Here is a 17,502-nt window from a genome sequence, read left to right as displayed (position 1 = left end):
GGCAGGCATGTTCACCCCCGAAGACGGCGAAGGCGCGCCGCGCCGAGGTCTGCTTGCGACGGTCGCGGCGGCGACGCTGCCCGCGCGCCGCGCCGATCGCACCCGCGCCGCCTTCGACGCCCTTTTCGCCGACAACCCCCAGCCCGCCGCGCTGACCGACGACGACGGCGCCATCCTGGCCGCGAACGGCGCCTTCGAAGCCGCCTTCGGCCCCGGCGCGGGCATGCTGGACGAGCGTCTGGCCGCCGCCGATCCGGCCGCCCAGACGCTGGCGCGCCGCGTCGTCTACCGCCTGCTGCGCGCCGCGCTGCGCGAACGGCGCGCCGCGACCGACACCCTTCCCCATGGCGGCGCGGTGTGGGAGGCCGAGGCCGCCCCCGCCGCCGGCGGCGCGCTGTGGCGCCTGCGCCCGGCGTCCGAGGGCGGGGCGGGCGATCTGGCCATCGCCGGGGGCTTCGGCGTGGCGCGCGAATCGAACGGGCGCGTCATCGTCAACCGCTGCCTTGCCGAGATGGTCGAGGGCCCCGTGCAGCGGCTCGAGGACCTGTTCGAAACCTTCCCCGAGCGCCCGGGCCAGACGGTGCGCCTGGCGCGGCCCCGAAAACCCGGCGCGCGGGTGCGGGTCTTTTTCGACGCGGCGCGCCGCGGGGCCGACGCGCCGCGCGTGTGGCTGGTTCAGCCCGTCTGCGAGGACGAGCCCGAGGCGGATGGCGGCGAGGATCTGCTCGAACATCTGCCCGTCGCGCTGGCGCGGCTCAGGCCCGACGGCACGCTGGTCTCGGCCAACGCGCCCGCGCGGCGGCTGCTGGGCCCCGGCGCGACGCCCGGCGCGCGTCTCGACGCGCTGGTCGAAGGGTTGGGTCGGCCGGTCTCGGCGCGCATCCGCGAGGCGGCGGCGGGGCGCTCGTCGGGCCGGGCCGAGATGGCGCGCGGCCGCGACCCGGACCGCGAGGTGTTCCTGCAGCTGTCGCTCACGCGCGTGACGTTCGAGGGCGAGCCGGCCCTGATCGCGGTGCTGTCCGACGCGACCGAGCTCAAGACCCTCGAGGCGCAGTTCGTCCAGAGCCAGAAGATGCAGGCGGTGGGTCAGCTGGCCGGCGGAGTGGCGCACGACTTCAACAACCTGCTCACGGCGATCAACGGCCATTGCGACCTCTTGCTGATGCGCCGCGACACCAACGATCCCGATCATGCGGACCTGATGCAGATCCGCCAGAACGCCAATCGCGCGGCGGCGCTGGTGCGGCAGATGCTGGCCTTCTCGCGCAAGCAGACGCTGCGGCCGCGGGTGATCTCGCTGGTCGACACGCTGACCGAGCTGTCGCACATGCTCAACCGCCTGCTGGGCGAGCGCGTGCGCCTGCATCTCGAGCACGAGGGCGAGATCGGCCGCGTGCGCGTGGACGAGCGCCAGTTCGAGCAGGTCATCATGAACCTGGTCGTCAACGCGCGCGACGCCATGCCCGAGGGCGGCGACGTGCGCATCCGCACGCGCAACGTGACCGTGAGCGAAGAGTTCCGCCGCGACCGCGCCGCCGTGCCCGCCGGCGAGTATGTGCTGATCGAGGTCTCGGACACCGGGCAGGGCATTCCGCCCGACAAGATCGGCAAGATCTTCGAGCCCTTCTTCACCACCAAGAAGCCGGGCGAGGGCACGGGGCTGGGCCTGTCGACCGCCTATGGCATCGTCAAGCAGACGGGCGGGTTCATCTTCGCCGACAGCGCGCCGGGGCAGGGGGCGACCTTCTCGATCTATCTGCCGCGCCTCGACGAAGAGGCCGAAGAGCCCGACCAGCCGGCCGCCGCCAGCCCCGCGCCCGATCTCGGGGGCGAGGGGGTGGTGCTGCTGGCCGAGGACGAGGCGCCGGTGCGCTCCTTCGCCGCGCGGGCGCTGCGGCTGCGCGGCTACGAGGTGATCGAGGCCGACAGCGCCGAGGCCGCGCTCGAGATCGTGCGCGAGCCGGGGCGGCGCATCGACCTGGTGGTCTCGGACGTGGTCATGCCGGGCATGGACGGGCCCAGCTGGATCCGCATCGCGCGCAGGACGCGGCCCGATCTGCGGGTGATCTTCGTCTCGGGCTATGCCGAGGACGCCTTCCGCCGCAGCCTCGACGATCTGACCGACTTCAGCTACCTGCCCAAGCCCTTCACGCTCAACGAACTCAGCAAGGCCGTGAAGGACGCGCTGACCGGCGCCCCCGCGGGGGGTTGAGCGCCGCCCTCGCCTGCGCCATCGTCGGCTTCGCGCGCCGCGCGCGGGACAGGGGAGGAGAACATGAGGCTGAAGGACAAGCGCTGCATCGTCACCGGCGGCGCGTCGGGTTTCGGGCTGGGCATCGCCCGCCGCTTCGTCGAGGAGGGCGCGCGGGTGGCGATTCTGGACATTCGCGAGGACGCCGCCCGCGAGGCGGCCGAGCAGATGGGCGAGGCGGCGCTGCCGCTCTGGTGCGACGTGTCGGACCGCGCCGCGGTCGAGGCCGCGACGGCGTCCGTCGAGGCGGCCTTCGGCGGGATCGACGTTCTGGTCAACAACGCCGGCTGGACCCACCGCAACAAGCCCGTGCTGGAGGTGACCGAGGACGAGTTCGACCGCCTGTTCGCGGTCAACGTCAAGTCGATCTATCACTTCACCCGCGCCGTCGCGCCGATCTGGCGCGCGCAGGGGGGCGGGGTGATGCTCAACATCGGCTCGACCGCGGGCATCCGCCCGCGCCCCGGTCTGACCTGGTACAACGCCACAAAGGCGGCGGCGAACCTGGCCACGCGCTCGCTTGCGCTCGAGCTGGCGCCGGACAAGGTGCGCGTCAACGCCCTGGCGCCGGTGGCGGGCGAGACCCCGCTTCTGGCCAGCTTCATGGGCGAGGACACGCCCGAGCGCCGCGCCGCCTTCCTGGCGACGGTGCCGCTCGGCCGTTTCTCGACCCCGCGCGACGTGGCCAACGCGGCGCTGTGGCTGTGCTCGGACGAGGCCGAGTTCATCACCGGCGTGGTGCTCGAGGTGGATGGCGGGCGCACCATCTGACCCCGGCGCTCAGGGCGCCGGCACCAGCCCCCACAGATCGTGGTGATGCTCGAGCATGGGGTGCATCCATGCGCCGCGCACGCGGGCGGTGAAGTGGCGCTGAAGCGTGCGCCAGTAGGGCTGGATGATGACCCCGCTGTCCTGCAGGATGCGCTCGAGACGGGCCATGATCAGCCGCCGCCGCTCGGCGTCGGGCATGCCCAGCGCCTCGGCCAGCAGGGCGTCGAATTCGGGGTCCGAGAAGCCGGTCTCGTTCCACGCCTCGCCGCTGCGATAGGCCAGCGCCAGGATCTGCACGCCCAGCGGGCGCATGGTCCAGTCGGTGATCGAGAAGGGATGGCGCGTCCAGTCGCGCCAGAACGCGTCGGCGCGCAGCAGCCGCCGGCGCACCCGGATCCCAGCATCCAGCAGCTGCGCGGCCACCGCGTCGCCGGTGTCGCGGCGCCAGTCGTCGTCCAGCGAGATCAGCTCGTGTTCGAAATCGGCCAGCCCGGTCTGCGCGATCAGGCGCCGCGCCTCGGCCGGGTCGGGGGCGCGCCGCGGCAGGGGGAAATAGTCGGGATGCATCGGGCCGACATGGTGGTTCTCGGCGATCCAGCCGCGATTGGCGTGGCCCAGCTCGAGCACCACCGTGTTGTCCACCGCCAGCTGGAAGGCGCGGCGCAGGCGCGGGTCGGCATAGGGCCGCAGCGCGCCCAGGCGCGCGTCCACCCGCATCCGCGCCACCGCCGTCGCGCCCGAGATCACGTCCGAGCGGTTGAGCCCCATCTCGTCGAAGCGGACCACGAACGAGGCGCCCGTCTCGTGAGTCATGTCGATCTCGTCGCGGGCGAAGGCCTCGGCCCAGTCCGAGGGATCGGCGCCCAGGTCCAGATACTCGATCCGGTCGAGCGCGACGCGCCCGCCCCACCAGCCCTCGCGGCGGATCAGCGTCGCGCGCCGCCCCGGCTCGAGCGCGGCCAGCGCGAAGGGGCCGGTTCCGACCGGATGGGCCATCAGATCGCCCCCCGCGCGGTCGAAGTCGCGATGAACCAGCAGGGCCGGATAGTCGGCCATGCCGGCGACGAGGGTGGCGTCGGGAACCAGCGGGCGCAGCTCGACGGTGTGGGCGTCGATCGCGCGCGCGGCGCCGGCCGCCAGGCGCCCCTCGGCCGGATCGATCAGCGAGGCCATGCGCGCGGCCATCGAGTTGCCCGGCGTGGCGCGGTCGCACCAGCGTTCGAGGTTGAACAGCACGTCGCGCGCATCGAACGGGTCGCCGTTCGACCAGCGCACGCCCTTGCGCAGGCGCAGAACGGTGCGCCGCGCATCGCGCGAGACGCTCCAGCTTTCGGCCAGCCATGGCTCGAAGGCGTAGTCGGCCGTGTATCGCACCAGCGTCTCGCAGGTTCCGCGCGCAAGGTTGGCCTGCTCGGGCGTGTCGAACAGGCGCGGATCGCCGGCGGCGCGCACCGGCATCTGGCAGCGCAGCACGCCGCCGGGCGGCGCGGGCGGCTGCTGCGCGACGGCCGGCAGCCCAGCCAGCGCGCGCGCCAGCCCCGGCGCCGCGCCGAAGATGGTGGCCAGAGCCATGAAGCTGCGACGGTCGAGCAGCCCCGCGCGCGCCTCATGCGCAAGGCGCGCGAGGCGGTCGTCGGGGGGCGAGGGCGGCGGCTTGCTCATCGCGCGATCGGCCCGGTCGGCTGCGGGGCGTTCATGCGGTCATCATCCCCGCCGGCACCGCGCTTGGCAAGGCTTGCGCCCGTCAGTCGCAGGGGTCGATCGAGAATCCCTCGGGCAGGCGGGTCGTTTCGTCGCCGCAGGCCATGCGCAGCCGCTCCTTGGTCAGGCCGCGCGCGCCGCGCAGGTCGGCGCCCGTCAGGCGGGTGCGGCGCAAGAGCGCTCCCTCGAGCTGCGCGCCGCGCAGATCCGCCCCGCGCAGGTCGGCGCTGGACAGGCGCGCGTCGGTCAGGTCGGCGCCGCGCAGGATCGCGCCGGCGGCGTGGATGCGGTCCATGTCGGCCCCGCGCAGGCGGGTTTGCGACAGGTCCGCGCCCGCCGCCTCGGCGCGCTCGAGCATGGCCTCGTCGGCCAGCGCGCCGGCCAGCTGCGCGCCGGTGAGGTCGGCGCGCCTGAACTCGGCGCCGCGCAGGTCGGCGTCGCGCAGATCCGCGCCGGTCAGCACGCTGGACGCCGCGTCCGCCTCGCGCAGATCGGCGCCGCGCAGATCCGCGCCGCTCAGCTCGGCCTTCTCGATGTCGGCCCCCCGCATGCGCGCGCCGCGCAGATCGGCGTCGCGCAGGCTGGCGCGCTCGAGCTCGGCGCGGCGCAGATCTGCGCCGGCAAGGATGCAGCCGTCGAGCCGCGCCTCCTTCAGATCGGCCTCGCGCAGGATCGCCCTGGACAAATCGCAGCCGCGCAGGACGATCGCGCGCAGGCCTGCCGCGCGCAGGTCGCAGCCCGGACAGCCGCCCGATTGCGTCAGGCGCTGCGCCAGGGCCGCGTCGTCCGCGCGCTGCGCAAGATCGGCGAGGGGCGGTCGGGGCGCCGTCGCCGCAGCGAGGGCGGCGAGGGCCAGCAATGCGCGCAGCGGCTTCATGACGCGATGATAGGCCGGCGGCGCGGGCGCGTCGACCCCGCTCAGACCGCCGCGCCTTCGCCCGACGGGCTGTCTTCGGCGGGGGAGGGGGCGTCGGCCTCTTCCTCCTCGGGGTCTGCGTCGCGGGCGCTGGCGGCGATCAGCTCGTCCACGTTGATCGGCTGCAGCAGGAAGGCCGGCACATGATCGCCCAGCCCCACCACCTGCCCGCCGCGGCGGCGCTCGGGGCGGGCGCGGGGGGCGGGAGCCTCGTCCTGCTGCGCCGAAGGCTCGGCGCGCTTGCCCTCGCCGCGGCGGGCGCGGACGGGGCGCGGCGTGGGCGCGTCGGGGGCGGGCGCGTCGGGCGCGGCCGCCTTGGGCGCGGCATCGGGCTCGGGCGCGCGTTCGGCCGCGGGGGGCTGCGCGGGCGCGGCTTCGGCCGCGGCCTCGGCGGCGCTCTTGCGGCGGCCGCGGCGGCGCGGGCGCGCCTCGGCCTCGGGCGCTTCGCCCTCGGGCGCGGGCGCCGGCGCGGCAAGGGGCGAGGGCACGCGCGGGATCCTGGCCTTGACCAACTCTTCGATCTTGTCGAGGTGCTTTTGCTCGTGCGGCAGGCACAGCGTCACCGCCACGCCCTTGCGCCCGGCGCGGCCGGTGCGGCCGATTCGGTGGACGTAATCCTCGGAATGGATGGGCACGTCGAAGTTGAAGACGTGGCTGACCGAGGGAATGTCCAACCCGCGCGCGGCCACGTCCGAGGCGACGAGGATCTGGATCTCGCCGTCGCGGAAGCCGTTGAGCACGCGCGTGCGGATCGACTGGTCCAGGTCGCCATGCAGCGCGCCGGCGTTGAAGCCGTGCTTGACCAGCGACTTGTGCAGCACGGACACGTCGCGCTTGCGGTTGCAGAAGATGATGGCGTTCTTGAGCGCCTCGCCCTCGGCGCGCATCAGCGCGCGCAGCGCGGCGCGCTTTTCCGAATCGGCGCGGTCCTTGCGCGAGGGGGTCAGCTCGCACACGCGCTGCTCGATGTTCTCGCCGGTCGTGGACTGGCGCGCCACCTCGACGCGCACGGGCGCGTGCAGGAACTGCTCGGTCAGGCGCGTGATCTCGGGCGGCATGGTGGCCGAGAAGAACAGCGTCTGGCGGGTGAACGGGGTCAGCGAGAAGATGCGCTCGATGTCCGGGATGAAGCCCATGTCGAGCATGCGGTCGGCCTCGTCCACGACCATGATCTGCACGCCGGTCAGCATCAGCTTGCCGCGCTCGAAATGGTCCAGAAGCCGGCCGGGCGTGGCGATCAGCACGTCCACGCCGCGGTCGATCAGGCGGTCCTGATCCTTGAAGCTGACGCCGCCGATCAGCAGCGCCATGCTCAGCTTGTGGTATTTGCCGTAGATCTCGAAATTCTCGGCCACCTGGGCGGCCAGCTCGCGCGTGGGGCACAGCACCAGGCTGCGCGGCATGCGCGCGCGCGCGCGGCCCTGCGCCAGGATCGAGATCATCGGCAGGGTGAAGGCGGCCGTCTTGCCGGTGCCGGTCTGGGCGATTCCCAGAACGTCGCGGCCCTTGAGCGCCTCGGGGATGGCCTTTTGCTGGATGGGGGTCGGCGTTTCGTAGCCGGCCTCCTGGATGGCCTGAAGGACCTTGGGATCAAGGTCGAGGTCGGAAAACTTCATGTAGGTCCTTGCGTGAGAGGATCCATGCGGATCTGCGGTCCATGTCGGCCGCTAACTCTCAGGCGGCCGCGTCCTGCGCGCCCGGATCGGCGCGGCGCTGCGGCGCACCATACGCCGATGGCGGCGCAAGTCAAGAATCCTTGCGAATCGCGCCGCCCCGGCAAGCGCCCCGCCCCGTCCGGAGCGGGGCGGCGGGTCACTGCGAGATGGCCTTGCTGGTCTTCTCGGCGGCCTTCTCGATCGCCTTGCCGCCGGCCTGGATGTCCTTGCCGGCGCCTTCGACGGTGTTGCACGCGGCAAGGGCCAGCGCGGCGGTCAGGATCGCTGCTGCTCGGATCATCTCTTGCTCCTTTGGTCGCTCGTGCGCGTCGCCCGGCGGAGGGCGCGCGGGTCAGGCATGGGTTTCCTTGACGGCCGACAGGCGCACCTCGGGATGGTCGCGCGCGGCCCGGTCCAGATCCCATTGCATGCGCGTCATGTAGACCGGGTCGCCGTCGTGATCATAGGCCATGTGCCCCCGGTTCGCCTTGATGAAGGCCTCGACCGCCTCGCGCGGGCCCGAGATCCAGCGCGCGCCGTTGAACTGGGTCGGCTCGAGGCGCACGGGAAGGCCGTACTCCTGCTCGATCCGGCTGGCCAGCACCTCGAACTGAAGCGCGCCGACCACGCCGACGATGAAGCCCGAGCCCACCGCCGGCTTGAAGAGCTTGGCCGCGCCCTCCTCGGCGAACTGGGTCAGGGCCTTTTCCAGATGCTTGGCCTTCATCGGATCGCCCGCGCGCACGCTTTGCAGCAGCTCGGGCGCGAAGGCGGGAATGCCGGTGAAGCGCAGCTCCTCGCCCTCGGTCAGCGCGTCGCCGATGCGCAGTTGGCCGTGATTGGGCACGCCGATGATGTCGCCGGCCCATGCGTCGTCGGCCAGTTCGCGCTCGGCCGCCATGAACAGCACCGGGTTGGCGATGGTCATGGTCTTGCCCGAGCGCACGTGCCGCAGCTTCATCCCGCGCCGGAAATGGCCCGAGCACAGGCGCAGGAAGGCCACGCGGTCGCGGTGCTTGGGGTCCATGTTGGCCTGCACCTTGAACACGAAGCCGGTGACGGCGGGCTCTTCGGGGCGCACCTCGCGCGAGGCGGCGGGGCAGGGGCGCGGGGGCGGGGCGTATTGCGCAAGGCCGCGCATCAGCTCCTGCACGCCGAAGGAATTGATGGCCGAGCCGAACCAGATCGGCGTCAGCGTGCCCTCGAGAAACGCCTTGCGGTCGAAGGCGGGCAGCAGGCCGCGGGCCATCTCGACCTCTTCGCGCAGCTCGGCCAGCAGGTCGGCGGGCACATGCTCGGCCGCGCGCGGATCGTCCAGCCCGTCGAGCTGCACCGCCTGGGCGCGCACGTTGCGCTCGGCGCGGTCCATCAGCACCAGGCGGTCGTGGATCAGGTCGTAGCAGCCGATGAAGTCGCGCCCCTTGCCGATGGGCCAGCTGGCGGGGGCGACGTCGATGGCCAGGCTTTCCTGGATCTCGTCGATGATCTCGAAGGTGTCGCGGCTTTCCCGATCCATCTTGTTGCAGAAGGTCAGGATGGGCATGTCGCGCAGGCGGCAGACCTCGAACAGCTTGCGCGTCTGGCTTTCCACGCCCTTGGCGCCGTCGATGACCATCACCGCCGCGTCCACCGCGGTCAGCGTGCGGTAGGTGTCCTCGGAGAAATCCTCGTGCCCGGGGGTGTCGACCAGGTTGAACCAGTGGCCCTCATGCTCGAAGGACATGGCCGAGGCCGAGACCGAGATCCCGCGCTCCTGCTCCATCTTCATGAAGTCCGAGCGCGTGCGCCGCGCCTCGCCCTTGGCGCGCACCTGGCCGGCCATCTGGATCGCGCCGCCGTAAAGCAGCAGCTTCTCGGTTAGCGTCGTCTTGCCCGCATCGGGGTGCGAGATGATGGCGAAGGTCCGGCGCCGGGCGATCTCGGGCGGCAGATGGGGCGATATGTGTCCTTGGTCCAGCATGGCGGCTATGTAGCGCCGCGCCGCGCCGCTGGAAAGGGGCAAGCGCGCCGGGCGTTGCGAAGGCGCGCGCCGCGGCCTAGGCTCGGCGCCCGAAGCATCGCCAGGCAGGGAGCGAGTCATGGATCTGGGCATCAGGGGCAGGCGGGCGCTGGTGTGCGCCTCGTCGAAGGGGCTGGGGCGCGGCTGCGCCGAGGCGCTGGCCGAGGCGGGAGTCGATCTGATCATGAACGCGCGCAGCCCGGGGCCGCTGGCGCGCGCGGCCGAAGAGATCCGCGCCGCCCATGGCGTGAAGGTCGAAGAGGTCGCCTGCGACGTCACGACCGAAGAGGGGCGCGCGCAGCTGATCGCGGCGGCCGAGGGCGTGGACATCCTCGTCACCAACGCCGGCGGGCCGCCGCCGGGCCTGTGGTCGGACTGGGAGCGCGAGGACTGGCTGGCCGCCATCGAGGCGAACATGCTGACGCCCATCATGCTGATGAAGGCGCTCATGCCGGGCATGATCGCGCGCGGCTGGGGGCGGGTGGTCAACATCACCTCGCAGTCGGTGCGCGCGCCGATCCCGCAGCTGGGCCTGTCGAACGGAGCGCGCACGGGCCTGACGGGCTTCGTCGCCGGCACGGCGCGCCAGGTCGCGCCGCATGGGGTCATCGTCAACAACCTGCTGCCGGGCATCCACGCCACCGACCGCGCCGACGCGCTGGACGCGGCCGTGGCGGCGGCCGAGAACATCACCATCGAGGAGGCGCGCGCGCGCCGCGCCGCGACCATCCCCGCCCGCCGCTATGGCACGCCGCGCGAGTTCGGCGCCATGTGCGCCTTCCTGTGCTCCGAGCATGCGGGCTTCATCGTCGGCCAGAACATCCTTCTGGACGGCGGCGCGGCCAATCTGACGATGTGAGCGCCCGATGAGCGGCCCCGGCCCCGGCCGAGGCGCGCCGCGCGTCGAGGCGGGCCGGCGCGCCGACGGCGCCGATTGCGCGCGCATCGAACACGCTTGCGCGCGCATGTTCCTCGCCAGCCCCCATCCCGAGGTCGCGGCCGACGGGCCCGCCCCGGCCGCCGCCTTCGCCGACTGCGCCGAGGCCGGGCGGCTTCTGGTGGCGCGCATCGGCGGCCGCGTCGCGGGGTTTCTGGTCTGGGAGGTCGAGCGCGACAGCCTGCATGTGTGCGAGCTGGACGTGGACCCCGCCTTCCAGCGCCGCGGCGTGGCGCGCGCGCTGATCTCGGCGCTGGCCCGGCGCGCGCGCGCCATGGACCGCGCCGCGCTGACGCTGACCACCTATGCCGACGTTCCCTGGAACGCGCCGGTCTATGCGCGCCTGGGCTTCGCGCCGATCCCGCCCGAGGAGTGGACCCCCGAATGCCGCGCCGACGTCGCCGCGCTGCGCCGCGCGGGGCTGGACGCCTCGTCGCGCATCGCGATGCGGCGCGATCTGGAGGCGCGATGACGCCGCTTGCGCGCTCGCGCCTTGCCCCGGGGCCCTCGGATTGCTATCTGCCATGTCAACCTGAGCGAAATCATCGGCAATATCGTCGCCGAGCGACGAGGCGGGAGCGGCCGTGACGCACGACATCGAGAACACCGGCGGCGCCTCGGGCGCGGCGGCCCGCGCGGTCGAGCGCGAGGCGCAGGACGGGCGGGCGGACGAGGCGTCCGCCGCCCGCGCGCGCTCCGAAGCGGGGCCGCAGACGCGCGCGCATCCGCGCCCCGAGCTCCCCGCGCGCGAGCCGGCGCACGAGCTCGCCCCCCGGCGGCCCGCCCGCCCCGCGGCGCCGCCCCTTCTGGCGCCGCCGCGCCTGGCGCTGGCGGGCCTGCGCAAGGATTACGACGGGCGGCGCGTGGTCGACGACGTCTCGCTCGAGGTCGAGCCGGGCGAGCTCGTCTGCCTGCTCGGCCCCTCGGGCTGCGGCAAGTCCACCACGCTGCGCATCGCCGCCGGCGTCGAGCGGCAGGACGCGGGCACGGTCGCGCTGGACGGGCGCGTCGTTTCCGACGGCGTCCGGCACGCGCCGCCCGAGGCGCGCTCGATCGGGCTCATGTTCCAGGATTTCGCGCTGTTTCCGCATCTGACGGTGGCGCAGAACGTGGCCTTCGGCCTGCCGCGCGCGCGCGCCGCCGAGGCCGAGACCTATCTGCGCCGCGTGGGCCTGGGCGGGTATGGCGACAAGTTCCCGCACATGCTTTCGGGCGGCGAGCAGCAGCGCGTGGCTCTGGCGCGCGCGCTGGCGCCGCGGCCGCGGGTGATGCTGATGGACGAGCCCTTCTCGGGCCTCGACCAGCGCCTGCGCGACGAGATCCGCGACGACACGCTGTCGGTGCTCAAGGAGGAGGGGACGGGCGTGCTGCTCGTCACCCACGAGCCCGAAGAGGCCATGCGCATGGCCGACCGCATCGCGCTGATGCGCGGGGGGCGCATCGTGCAGGTGGGCGCGCCCTATCACATCTACAACCACCCGGCCGATCTCGAGGCGGCGGCCTTCTTCTCGGACGTCAACGTGATCCGCGCGGTGGTGCGCTCGCGCCAGACGGACACGCCCTTCGGCCTGTTCCTGACGCCCGACCTGCCCGACGGGGCCGAGGTCGAGATCGTCATCCGCCCGCAGCACCTGCGCATCGAGCTCGACCGCGGCCAGCCCGCCCCGCGCGAAAGCGCCGAGCATGGCGTGCCCGCCTATGGCCGCGTCGAGCGCGCGCGCTTCATGGGTTCGGAAAGCCTGATCGAGGCGCGGATGGAGCATGACGGCGCGATCCTGCGCGCCACCACGCCCGGCGCCTTCCTGCCCGAGCGCGGAACGGGGCTGTGGCTGTCGATGCGCCGCGACCGCTGCTTTCTGTTCCCCGCGCGCCCCAGGGCGGGCGCGTGAGGGCGCGCGGGGGGCGCGTCGGGACGCCTGGTCGCGCCCGCGCGCCGTTTTGGCCCTTTCGCCCGGGCGCGGCATTCAATATGTGTGAAGCGGAGCCGGGCGCGAGGCGCCCGCGGAATTGGGAGTATCCGGCATGAGCCCGAGCATCTGGCAGATTCTCATCGTCGTCCTTCTGGTCGTGGTCCTTTTCGGTCGGGGCAAGATCTCCGGCCTGATGGGCGACGTGGCCAAGGGCATCAAGAGCTTCAAGAAAGGCCTGGCCGAGGATGACGAGCCGCAGAAGGTGGCCGACGAGCGCCGCGCCGAGGACGGCAAGGTGATCGACGTCACCCCCAGCGCCGAGGCGCAGAAGAAGGAAGGCTGATCGGGCCGCCGCCCCAGCCGCCGCCACGGAGGTCCGCGCATGTTCGACATCGGCTGGTCCGAGCTGCTGGTCATCGGCGCGCTGGCGCTGATCGTGGTCGGTCCCAAGGACCTGCCGGTCATGCTGCGCACGCTGGGCCGCTACGTGGGCAAGGCGCGGGGCATGGCGCGCGAGTTCCAGCGCACGCTCGAGGACGCCGCGCGCGAGGCGGACCTGCCCGAGCTGCGCGACGTGCAGCGGCAGGTCTCGGGCCTTTCGCGCGACATCGGCTCGAGCGCGCGCGCCTATGCCGACCGGCTGGGCGAGGACAGGAAGCCCGCCAAGCCGGCCCCAGGCTCGCTCGACGCCGCCGACGAGGCCGAGAACGCCGCCTGGCAGGCCGAGCAGGCCGCGCGCAAGGCCCGCGCCGAGAAGCTGGCGCAGATCGAGGCGGACGCCGCCGCGCTCGAGGCCGAGGCCAGGGGCGAAACGCCCCCCGCGCCCGCGCCCGACGCCGCCCCGCGGGCCCCGGCCGACAACCCGTCCGGCGCGCGCCCCGCCGTTCCGCCCGCCGCGCCCGACGCCTGACCGCCCGCCAGGCCCGCGCCGTCGCCCCGGCGGCCGGCCGGGCGCGGCCCTTCGCCCGCCGCTCGCCCTGAAGGCCACGCAAGACATGACCGACGACGACATCGACGCCTCGACCGCGCCCCTGATCGAGCACCTGGCCGAGCTGCGCCAGCGGCTGATCTACTCGCTGATCGCGCTGGCGGTGGCGGCCGTGATCTGCGGCATCTTCGCGCGCGAGATCTACGATTTCCTCACCGCGCCGCTGCGCCACGAGCTGATCGCGCGCGGGCAGGACGCCAAGCTGATCTACACCCAGCTTTACGAAAAGTTCTTCGTCCATCTGAAGATCGCCGTCTGGGGCGGGTTCTTCCTGGCCTTCCCGGTCATCGCCATGCAGGTCTGGCGCTTCGTCGCCCCGGGGCTTTACGCCAACGAAAAGCGCGCCTTCCTGCCCTTCCTGATCGCCACGCCGGTGCTGTTCCTGATGGGCGCCTCGCTGGTGTATTTCCTGGTCATGCCCATGGCGATCGACTTCTTCCTGGACTTCCAGGCGCCGGGGTCGGACGGGGATACGGGCATCGAGTTCCTGGGCAAGGTCAACGAGTATCTGAGCCTCGTCATGACCTTCATCCTGGCCTTCGGCATCTGCTTCCAGCTGCCGGTGCTGCTGACGCTGCTGGGGCGGGCGGGGCTGGTGACGGCCGACGGGCTGGCCAACATGCGCCGCTACGCCATCGTCGGCATCGCGGCCGCGGCGGCGGTGCTGACGCCGCCCGATCCGATCAGCCAGCTGGGCCTGGGCATCCCGATCTACCTGCTTTACGAGATCTCGATCTTCCTGGTCCGCGCGGCCGAGCGCAAACGCCGCGAGCAGGACATCGCCGACGGGCTGATCGACCCTGACGACGAGGACGAGGCATGAGCGAGCCCGCCTTCGCCAACGCCGACGCGCTGACGCGCATCGCCGAGGCGCTCGAGCGCATCAGCCCGCCGCCCGCCGCCATGCCCGACTGGAGCGCCGAGGCCTATGTCTGGCACGTCGCGCCCGACCGGCTCGAACCCGTGCGCCGGGTGGCGCGGGTGGATCTGGCGCTGCTGCGCGGGATCGACCGCGCGCGCGACACGCTGCTCGAGAACACGCGCCGCTTCGCGCAGGGTCTGCCGGCGAACAACGCGCTGTTGTGGGGCGCGCGGGGCATGGGCAAGTCCTCGCTGGTCAAGGCTGCGCATGCCGCGGTCAATGCCGGCGCGACGCCGCCGCGGCTGATCCTGGTCGAGATCCAGCGCGAGGACATCCCCTCGATCGGCCGCCTGATGCAGCTGCTGCGCCGCGCCGAGGACCGCCGCTTCATCCTGTTCTGCGACGATCTGAGCTTCGATCACGATGACGCCCATTACAAGTCGCTCAAGGCGGTGCTGGACGGCGGCGTCGAGGGGCGGCCCGAGAACGTGATCTTCTACGCCACCTCGAACCGCCGCCACCTGATGCCCCGCGACATGATCGAGAACGAGCGCGCCTCGGCCATCAACCCCTCCGAGGCGACCGAGGAGAAGGTCTCGCTGTCCGATCGCTTCGGCCTTTGGCTGGGCTTTCATCCCTGCTCGCAGGACGAGTTCCTCGAGATGGTGCGCGGCTATCGCGACGCGCTGGGCATCGAGATCGACGACGACGCGCTGCGCGCCGAGGCCATCGAGTGGCGCCAGACCCGCGGCGCGGTCTCGGGGCGCGTGGCCTGGCAGTTCATCACCGATCTGGCGGGGCGCAAGGGCGTGCGCCTGCGCGGCTGACGGGCGAGTCGCGGCGCATTTCCTGCTTGGCCGCAAGATTGGGACAGGATTGCGCCTCACCGCCTTCCAAGGGGCGCGCATCCTCAAACGGTCCCCGAACGGCCCCGCATCCGCAAAACCGGCCTCGGGCTTCGGCGCTACTCTTTACGCTAGGTAAAGGCGAAAGAGGGAGGAACGCCATGACGCCCTTCGACCATCCCGAATTCGACGATCACGAACAGGTCGTCTTCGTGCGCGACGCCGAGGCCGGCCTGTTCGGCATCATCGCGCTGCATGACACGACGCTTGGCCCGGCGGCGGGGGGCTGCCGCATGCACCCCTACGCGACGCATGAAGAGGCCCTGCGCGACGTGCTGCGGCTGAGCCGGGGCATGACGCTCAAGAACGCGGCGGCGGGCCTGCCGCTGGGCGGCGGCAAATGCGTGATCGTCGCCGACCCGGCCCGCCCGGACAAGGAGCGCCTGCTCGAAGCCATGGGCCGGCATGTGCAGTCGCTTGGCGGGCGCTACTGGACCGCGATCGACGTGGGCGTGAGCCCGCGCGACGCGGACGTGATCGCGCGCGCCTGCGACTACGTCTTCTGCAAGGCGTCCGAGTATCCCGACGGGTTCGACCCGTCGAAATTCACCGCTTGGGGCGGCTTCGTCGCCATCAAGGCGACGCTTCGGCGCCTGTTCGGCGACGAGAGCCCCGCCGGGCGGCGCATCGCCGTTCAGGGGCTTGGCGGCGTGGGGCGCGAGCTGTGCCGCCTGCTGCGCGAGGCGGGGGCCGAGCTGGCCGTGGCCGATGTGAACGAGCCCGCGCTGCGCCCGGTGGTCGAGGGTCTGGGGGCCGAGGCCGTCGATCCCGCGCGCATCCACGCGGCGCCGGCCGATGTGTTCGCGCCTTGCGCGCTTGGCGGGGTGCTGAACGACCGCACCATCCCCGAGCTGGGCGCGCGCGCCGTCTGCGGTCTGGCCAACAACCAGCTCGAGGCCCCGCGCCACGCCGAGGCCCTGCGCGCGCGCGGAGTGCTCTACGCCCCGGACTTCATCGCCAATGCGGGCGGGGTGATCGGCGCCTCGGCGCCGATCTGGGGCGGCCCCGACCGCGCCGCGGCCATGCGGCGGATCGAGGGGATCGGTCAGACGCTGGACGCGATCTTCGCCCGCGCCGAGGCCGAGGGCCTGACCACCGAGGAGGTGGCCGAGCGCATGGCCGCCGAGCGGATCGCCGCCGCGCGCGCCGCGCGCAATGCCGCCTGAGGGCCCGGCGCGGCGCGGCGTCAGAAGTGGTTCTCGGGATCTTCCGAGAAGGCGCCGCGCCGCACCTCGAAATGCAGCGTCGTCGGATCGCCCTCGGCCACCGTGCCGATGGTCTGGCCGCGCGTCACCCGCTGACCTTTCGACACGCGCGCATCGGCCAGGCGGCCATAGACGGTCATCAGCCGGTCGGGATGGCGCACCAGCACGATGGTGCCCCAATCGCCCAGCGACTTGGACACCAGCGCCACCTCGCCATCGGCCGCGGCGCGCACCGGATCGCCCGGCTTGGCGGCGATCTCGATCCCGTCATTGCGCCCGGCCGGGCCGCCTTGCCCAAAGCGCAGCACGATCGGACCGTCGATGGGGCGCATCAGCTTGCCCTCGGCGGCCTTGGCGGTCTGCGAGGCGCCCGGCGCGGCGGTTTCGCTCGCCGTCTTGGGCGGCGTCGCGCCCGGCGCTTCGGGGGGCGTCTCGGCCGCCGGCCGCGGCGCCGGCGCCGGCTCGGGCCGGGCGTCCGCCTCGGCGGCGCGCTCGGCCGGGGTCTGGTAGCGGCTGAGCTGCGGCGACTTCAGCCTGGGCGGCGGAACCGTGTCGGCCGGCAGCGGCGCGCCCGCGACGGCGGGCGGCGGCGCGCCCGCGCCGGCGCCGGGCGCCGCAACGCGCGCCGGCGCCTCGTCGCTGGGCTTTTGCGGCGCGTCGGCGGGCAGGGCCAGCACCTGCCCGGGCATGACCGCGTAACTGGGCGCGCGCAGCCCGTTCCAGGAGATGATCGCATCGGCGGGCACGCCGGTCTCGCGTGCGATGGAATAGACGGTCTCGCCCGGCTTGACCGTGCGGTAGACGATGCGCGTGCCGCCATCCGGGACGTCGGCGGCGGGCGCCGCGCCGGGCGCATTCGCGGCCGGGGCGCTCTGGCCCGAGGCGTCGGGGCCCGGCGCGCGTTCGATGGCCGCGCCGATGGCGGCGGGGTTCCAGCCCTGGGCGGGTTCGGGCGCGGGCGCCGCCGCGGCGGGCGCCGGCGCCGGTTCGGGCGCGGGCGCGGCGGCGCCATAGCCCTCGGCGCGGGGCGGCAAGACCAGCTCGTCGCCCGGGCGGGGGCGATAGCCCGTCGGCAGGCCGTTATAGGCGGCAAGCTCGGACGGGCGCAGGCCAACGCGAGCGGCCATCGCCTCGAGCGTGTCGCCGGGCCGGGCCTGGACCACGGCGTAGTCGCCATAGTCGATCACCCCGCGCGAATCGCTGGCGGGCGCCTCGGACAAGGGCTGGGGGCGAGGCGCCTCGGGGCGCGCGACGGGCCTTGGCGCGACGGCGGTCGGCGCGCCGGGAACGGGCGCGCGCGGCTCGTCCCAGCCGCAGGCGGTCAGCGCCAGCAGGCTCAGCGCCACGGGGCCGGCGCGCAGCGAAAAGGCGTTGGGCTTGGTCATGGCGTCCTCGTTCGGTT

Annotated in this window: 16 protein-coding genes; 10 read left to right on the top strand and 6 right to left on the bottom strand. The window is 73.2% G+C overall.

All coding sequences use genetic code 11. The annotated features are described in order from the left end of the window. The first annotated feature begins 7 nt into the window (after nt 1-7). Both LY05_RS05795 and LY05_RS05790 read left to right on the top strand, forming a co-directional pair. Nucleotides 8-2,212: a hybrid sensor histidine kinase/response regulator gene (locus LY05_RS05795; protein WP_170258859.1), complete on the top strand. Its 2,205-nt coding sequence runs from the start codon at nt 8-10 to the stop codon at nt 2,210-2,212. A 63-nt stretch (nt 2,213-2,275) separates the two neighbouring features. Beyond that, entirely contained in the window at nt 2,276-3,022 is a 747-nt protein-coding gene (locus LY05_RS05790) for a glucose 1-dehydrogenase (RefSeq protein WP_148922451.1), read from the top strand. A gap of 9 nt (nt 3,023-3,031) precedes the next feature. Here the strand turns inward: LY05_RS05790 and LY05_RS05785 are convergent, their stop codons facing one another. The 5 genes from LY05_RS05785 to LY05_RS05765 form a co-directional block, all read right to left on the bottom strand. Next, nucleotides 3,032-4,684 (bottom strand): ABC transporter substrate-binding protein, encoded by a 1,653-nt coding sequence (locus tag LY05_RS05785; RefSeq protein ID WP_148922450.1) that lies wholly within the window; start codon nt 4,682-4,684, stop codon nt 3,032-3,034. An 82-nt stretch (nt 4,685-4,766) separates the two neighbouring features. Beyond that, on the bottom strand, nt 4,767-5,600 hold the full coding sequence (locus LY05_RS05780; RefSeq protein WP_148922449.1) for a pentapeptide repeat-containing protein: 834 nt from the start codon (nt 5,598-5,600) through the stop codon (nt 4,767-4,769). Between the two features lie 41 nt (nt 5,601-5,641). Next, a complete protein-coding gene (locus tag LY05_RS05775) occupies nt 5,642-7,255 on the bottom strand; it encodes a DEAD/DEAH box helicase (RefSeq protein WP_148922448.1) in 1,614 nt (537 codons plus the stop codon). A 196-nt stretch (nt 7,256-7,451) separates the two neighbouring features. Next, nucleotides 7,452-7,595 (bottom strand): entericidin A/B family lipoprotein, encoded by a 144-nt coding sequence (locus LY05_RS05770; protein ID WP_072745819.1) that lies wholly within the window; start codon nt 7,593-7,595, stop codon nt 7,452-7,454. Nucleotides 7,596-7,646: 51 nt separating this feature from the next. Beyond that, the gene (locus tag LY05_RS05765; protein WP_148922447.1) at nt 7,647-9,254 is read right to left on the bottom strand and encodes a peptide chain release factor 3; all 1,608 of its coding nucleotides are present in this window, start codon (nt 9,252-9,254) and stop codon (nt 7,647-7,649) included. 118 nt (nt 9,255-9,372) lie between these two features. On the opposite strand from LY05_RS05765, the gene LY05_RS05760 reads away from it, so the two are divergent. From LY05_RS05760 to LY05_RS05725, 8 genes are all read left to right on the top strand, one after another. Then, nucleotides 9,373-10,152 carry an SDR family oxidoreductase gene (locus LY05_RS05760; RefSeq protein ID WP_072745817.1) on the top strand — a complete coding sequence of 260 codons (780 nt, stop codon included), beginning with the start codon at nt 9,373-9,375 and terminating at the stop codon, nt 10,150-10,152. A gap of 7 nt (nt 10,153-10,159) precedes the next feature. Next, nucleotides 10,160-10,702: a GNAT family N-acetyltransferase gene (locus tag LY05_RS05755; RefSeq protein ID WP_148922446.1), complete on the top strand. Its 543-nt coding sequence runs from the start codon at nt 10,160-10,162 to the stop codon at nt 10,700-10,702. A gap of 334 nt (nt 10,703-11,036) precedes the next feature. After that, on the top strand, nt 11,037-12,119 hold the full coding sequence (locus tag LY05_RS05750) for an ABC transporter ATP-binding protein (RefSeq protein WP_091764151.1): 1,083 nt from the start codon (nt 11,037-11,039) through the stop codon (nt 12,117-12,119). A 133-nt stretch (nt 12,120-12,252) separates the two neighbouring features. Then, a complete protein-coding gene (locus LY05_RS05745) occupies nt 12,253-12,483 on the top strand; it encodes a twin-arginine translocase TatA/TatE family subunit (protein ID WP_072745815.1) in 231 nt (76 codons plus the stop codon). Nucleotides 12,484-12,522: 39 nt separating this feature from the next. Then, nucleotides 12,523-13,050 (top strand): Sec-independent protein translocase protein TatB, encoded by a 528-nt coding sequence (tatB, locus tag LY05_RS05740; protein WP_148922445.1) that lies wholly within the window; start codon nt 12,523-12,525, stop codon nt 13,048-13,050. Between the two features lie 85 nt (nt 13,051-13,135). Beyond that, on the top strand, nt 13,136-13,951 hold the full coding sequence (tatC, locus tag LY05_RS05735) for a twin-arginine translocase subunit TatC (RefSeq protein WP_148922444.1): 816 nt from the start codon (nt 13,136-13,138) through the stop codon (nt 13,949-13,951). Continuing rightward, nucleotides 13,948-14,817 carry an ATP-binding protein gene (locus LY05_RS05730; protein WP_148922443.1) on the top strand — a complete coding sequence of 290 codons (870 nt, stop codon included), beginning with the start codon at nt 13,948-13,950 and terminating at the stop codon, nt 14,815-14,817. The genes tatC and LY05_RS05730 overlap by 4 nt, the downstream gene beginning before the upstream one ends. 179 nt (nt 14,818-14,996) lie before the next feature. Next, a complete protein-coding gene (locus tag LY05_RS05725) occupies nt 14,997-16,061 on the top strand; it encodes a Leu/Phe/Val dehydrogenase (RefSeq protein WP_148922442.1) in 1,065 nt (354 codons plus the stop codon). 20 nt (nt 16,062-16,081) lie between these two features. Here LY05_RS05725 and LY05_RS05720 read toward each other — a convergent pair whose 3' ends face one another. Continuing rightward, the gene (locus LY05_RS05720) at nt 16,082-17,485 is read right to left on the bottom strand and encodes a LysM peptidoglycan-binding domain-containing protein (protein ID WP_148922441.1); all 1,404 of its coding nucleotides are present in this window, start codon (nt 17,483-17,485) and stop codon (nt 16,082-16,084) included. Nucleotides 17,486-17,502 lie beyond the last annotated feature (17 nt).

Origin of the sequence: Oceanicella actignis (genome assembly GCF_008124525.1) — a bacterium.
Classification (GTDB): Bacteria; Pseudomonadota; Alphaproteobacteria; order Rhodobacterales; family Rhodobacteraceae; genus Oceanicella; species Oceanicella actignis.
Note: the sequence above shows the minus strand (reverse complement) of the source record. Positions and strands in the feature narration are given on the sequence as shown.

What these genes read in the sequence shown, in the direction of transcription:
- LY05_RS05795 (WP_170258859.1), top strand. Translation starts at nt 8, where the DNA reads ATGTTCACCCCCGAAGACGGCGAAGGCGCGCCGCGCCGAGGTCTGCTT.
- LY05_RS05790 (WP_148922451.1), top strand. Translation starts at nt 2,276, where the DNA reads ATGAGGCTGAAGGACAAGCGCTGCATCGTCACCGGCGGCGCGTCGGGT.
- LY05_RS05785 (WP_148922450.1), bottom strand. Translation starts at nt 4,684, where the DNA reads ATGAGCAAGCCGCCGCCCTCGCCCCCCGACGACCGCCTCGCGCGCCTT.
- LY05_RS05780 (WP_148922449.1), bottom strand. Translation starts at nt 5,600, where the DNA reads ATGAAGCCGCTGCGCGCATTGCTGGCCCTCGCCGCCCTCGCTGCGGCG.
- LY05_RS05775 (WP_148922448.1), bottom strand. Translation starts at nt 7,255, where the DNA reads ATGAAGTTTTCCGACCTCGACCTTGATCCCAAGGTCCTTCAGGCCATC.
- LY05_RS05770 (WP_072745819.1), bottom strand. Translation starts at nt 7,595, where the DNA reads ATGATCCGAGCAGCAGCGATCCTGACCGCCGCGCTGGCCCTTGCCGCG.
- LY05_RS05765 (WP_148922447.1), bottom strand. Translation starts at nt 9,254, where the DNA reads ATGCTGGACCAAGGACACATATCGCCCCATCTGCCGCCCGAGATCGCC.
- LY05_RS05760 (WP_072745817.1), top strand. Translation starts at nt 9,373, where the DNA reads ATGGATCTGGGCATCAGGGGCAGGCGGGCGCTGGTGTGCGCCTCGTCG.
- LY05_RS05755 (WP_148922446.1), top strand. Translation starts at nt 10,160, where the DNA reads ATGAGCGGCCCCGGCCCCGGCCGAGGCGCGCCGCGCGTCGAGGCGGGC.
- LY05_RS05745 (WP_072745815.1), top strand. Translation starts at nt 12,253, where the DNA reads ATGAGCCCGAGCATCTGGCAGATTCTCATCGTCGTCCTTCTGGTCGTG.
- tatB (WP_148922445.1), top strand. Translation starts at nt 12,523, where the DNA reads ATGTTCGACATCGGCTGGTCCGAGCTGCTGGTCATCGGCGCGCTGGCG.
- tatC (WP_148922444.1), top strand. Translation starts at nt 13,136, where the DNA reads ATGACCGACGACGACATCGACGCCTCGACCGCGCCCCTGATCGAGCAC.
- LY05_RS05730 (WP_148922443.1), top strand. Translation starts at nt 13,948, where the DNA reads ATGAGCGAGCCCGCCTTCGCCAACGCCGACGCGCTGACGCGCATCGCC.
- LY05_RS05725 (WP_148922442.1), top strand. Translation starts at nt 14,997, where the DNA reads ATGACGCCCTTCGACCATCCCGAATTCGACGATCACGAACAGGTCGTC.
- LY05_RS05720 (WP_148922441.1), bottom strand. Translation starts at nt 17,485, where the DNA reads ATGACCAAGCCCAACGCCTTTTCGCTGCGCGCCGGCCCCGTGGCGCTG.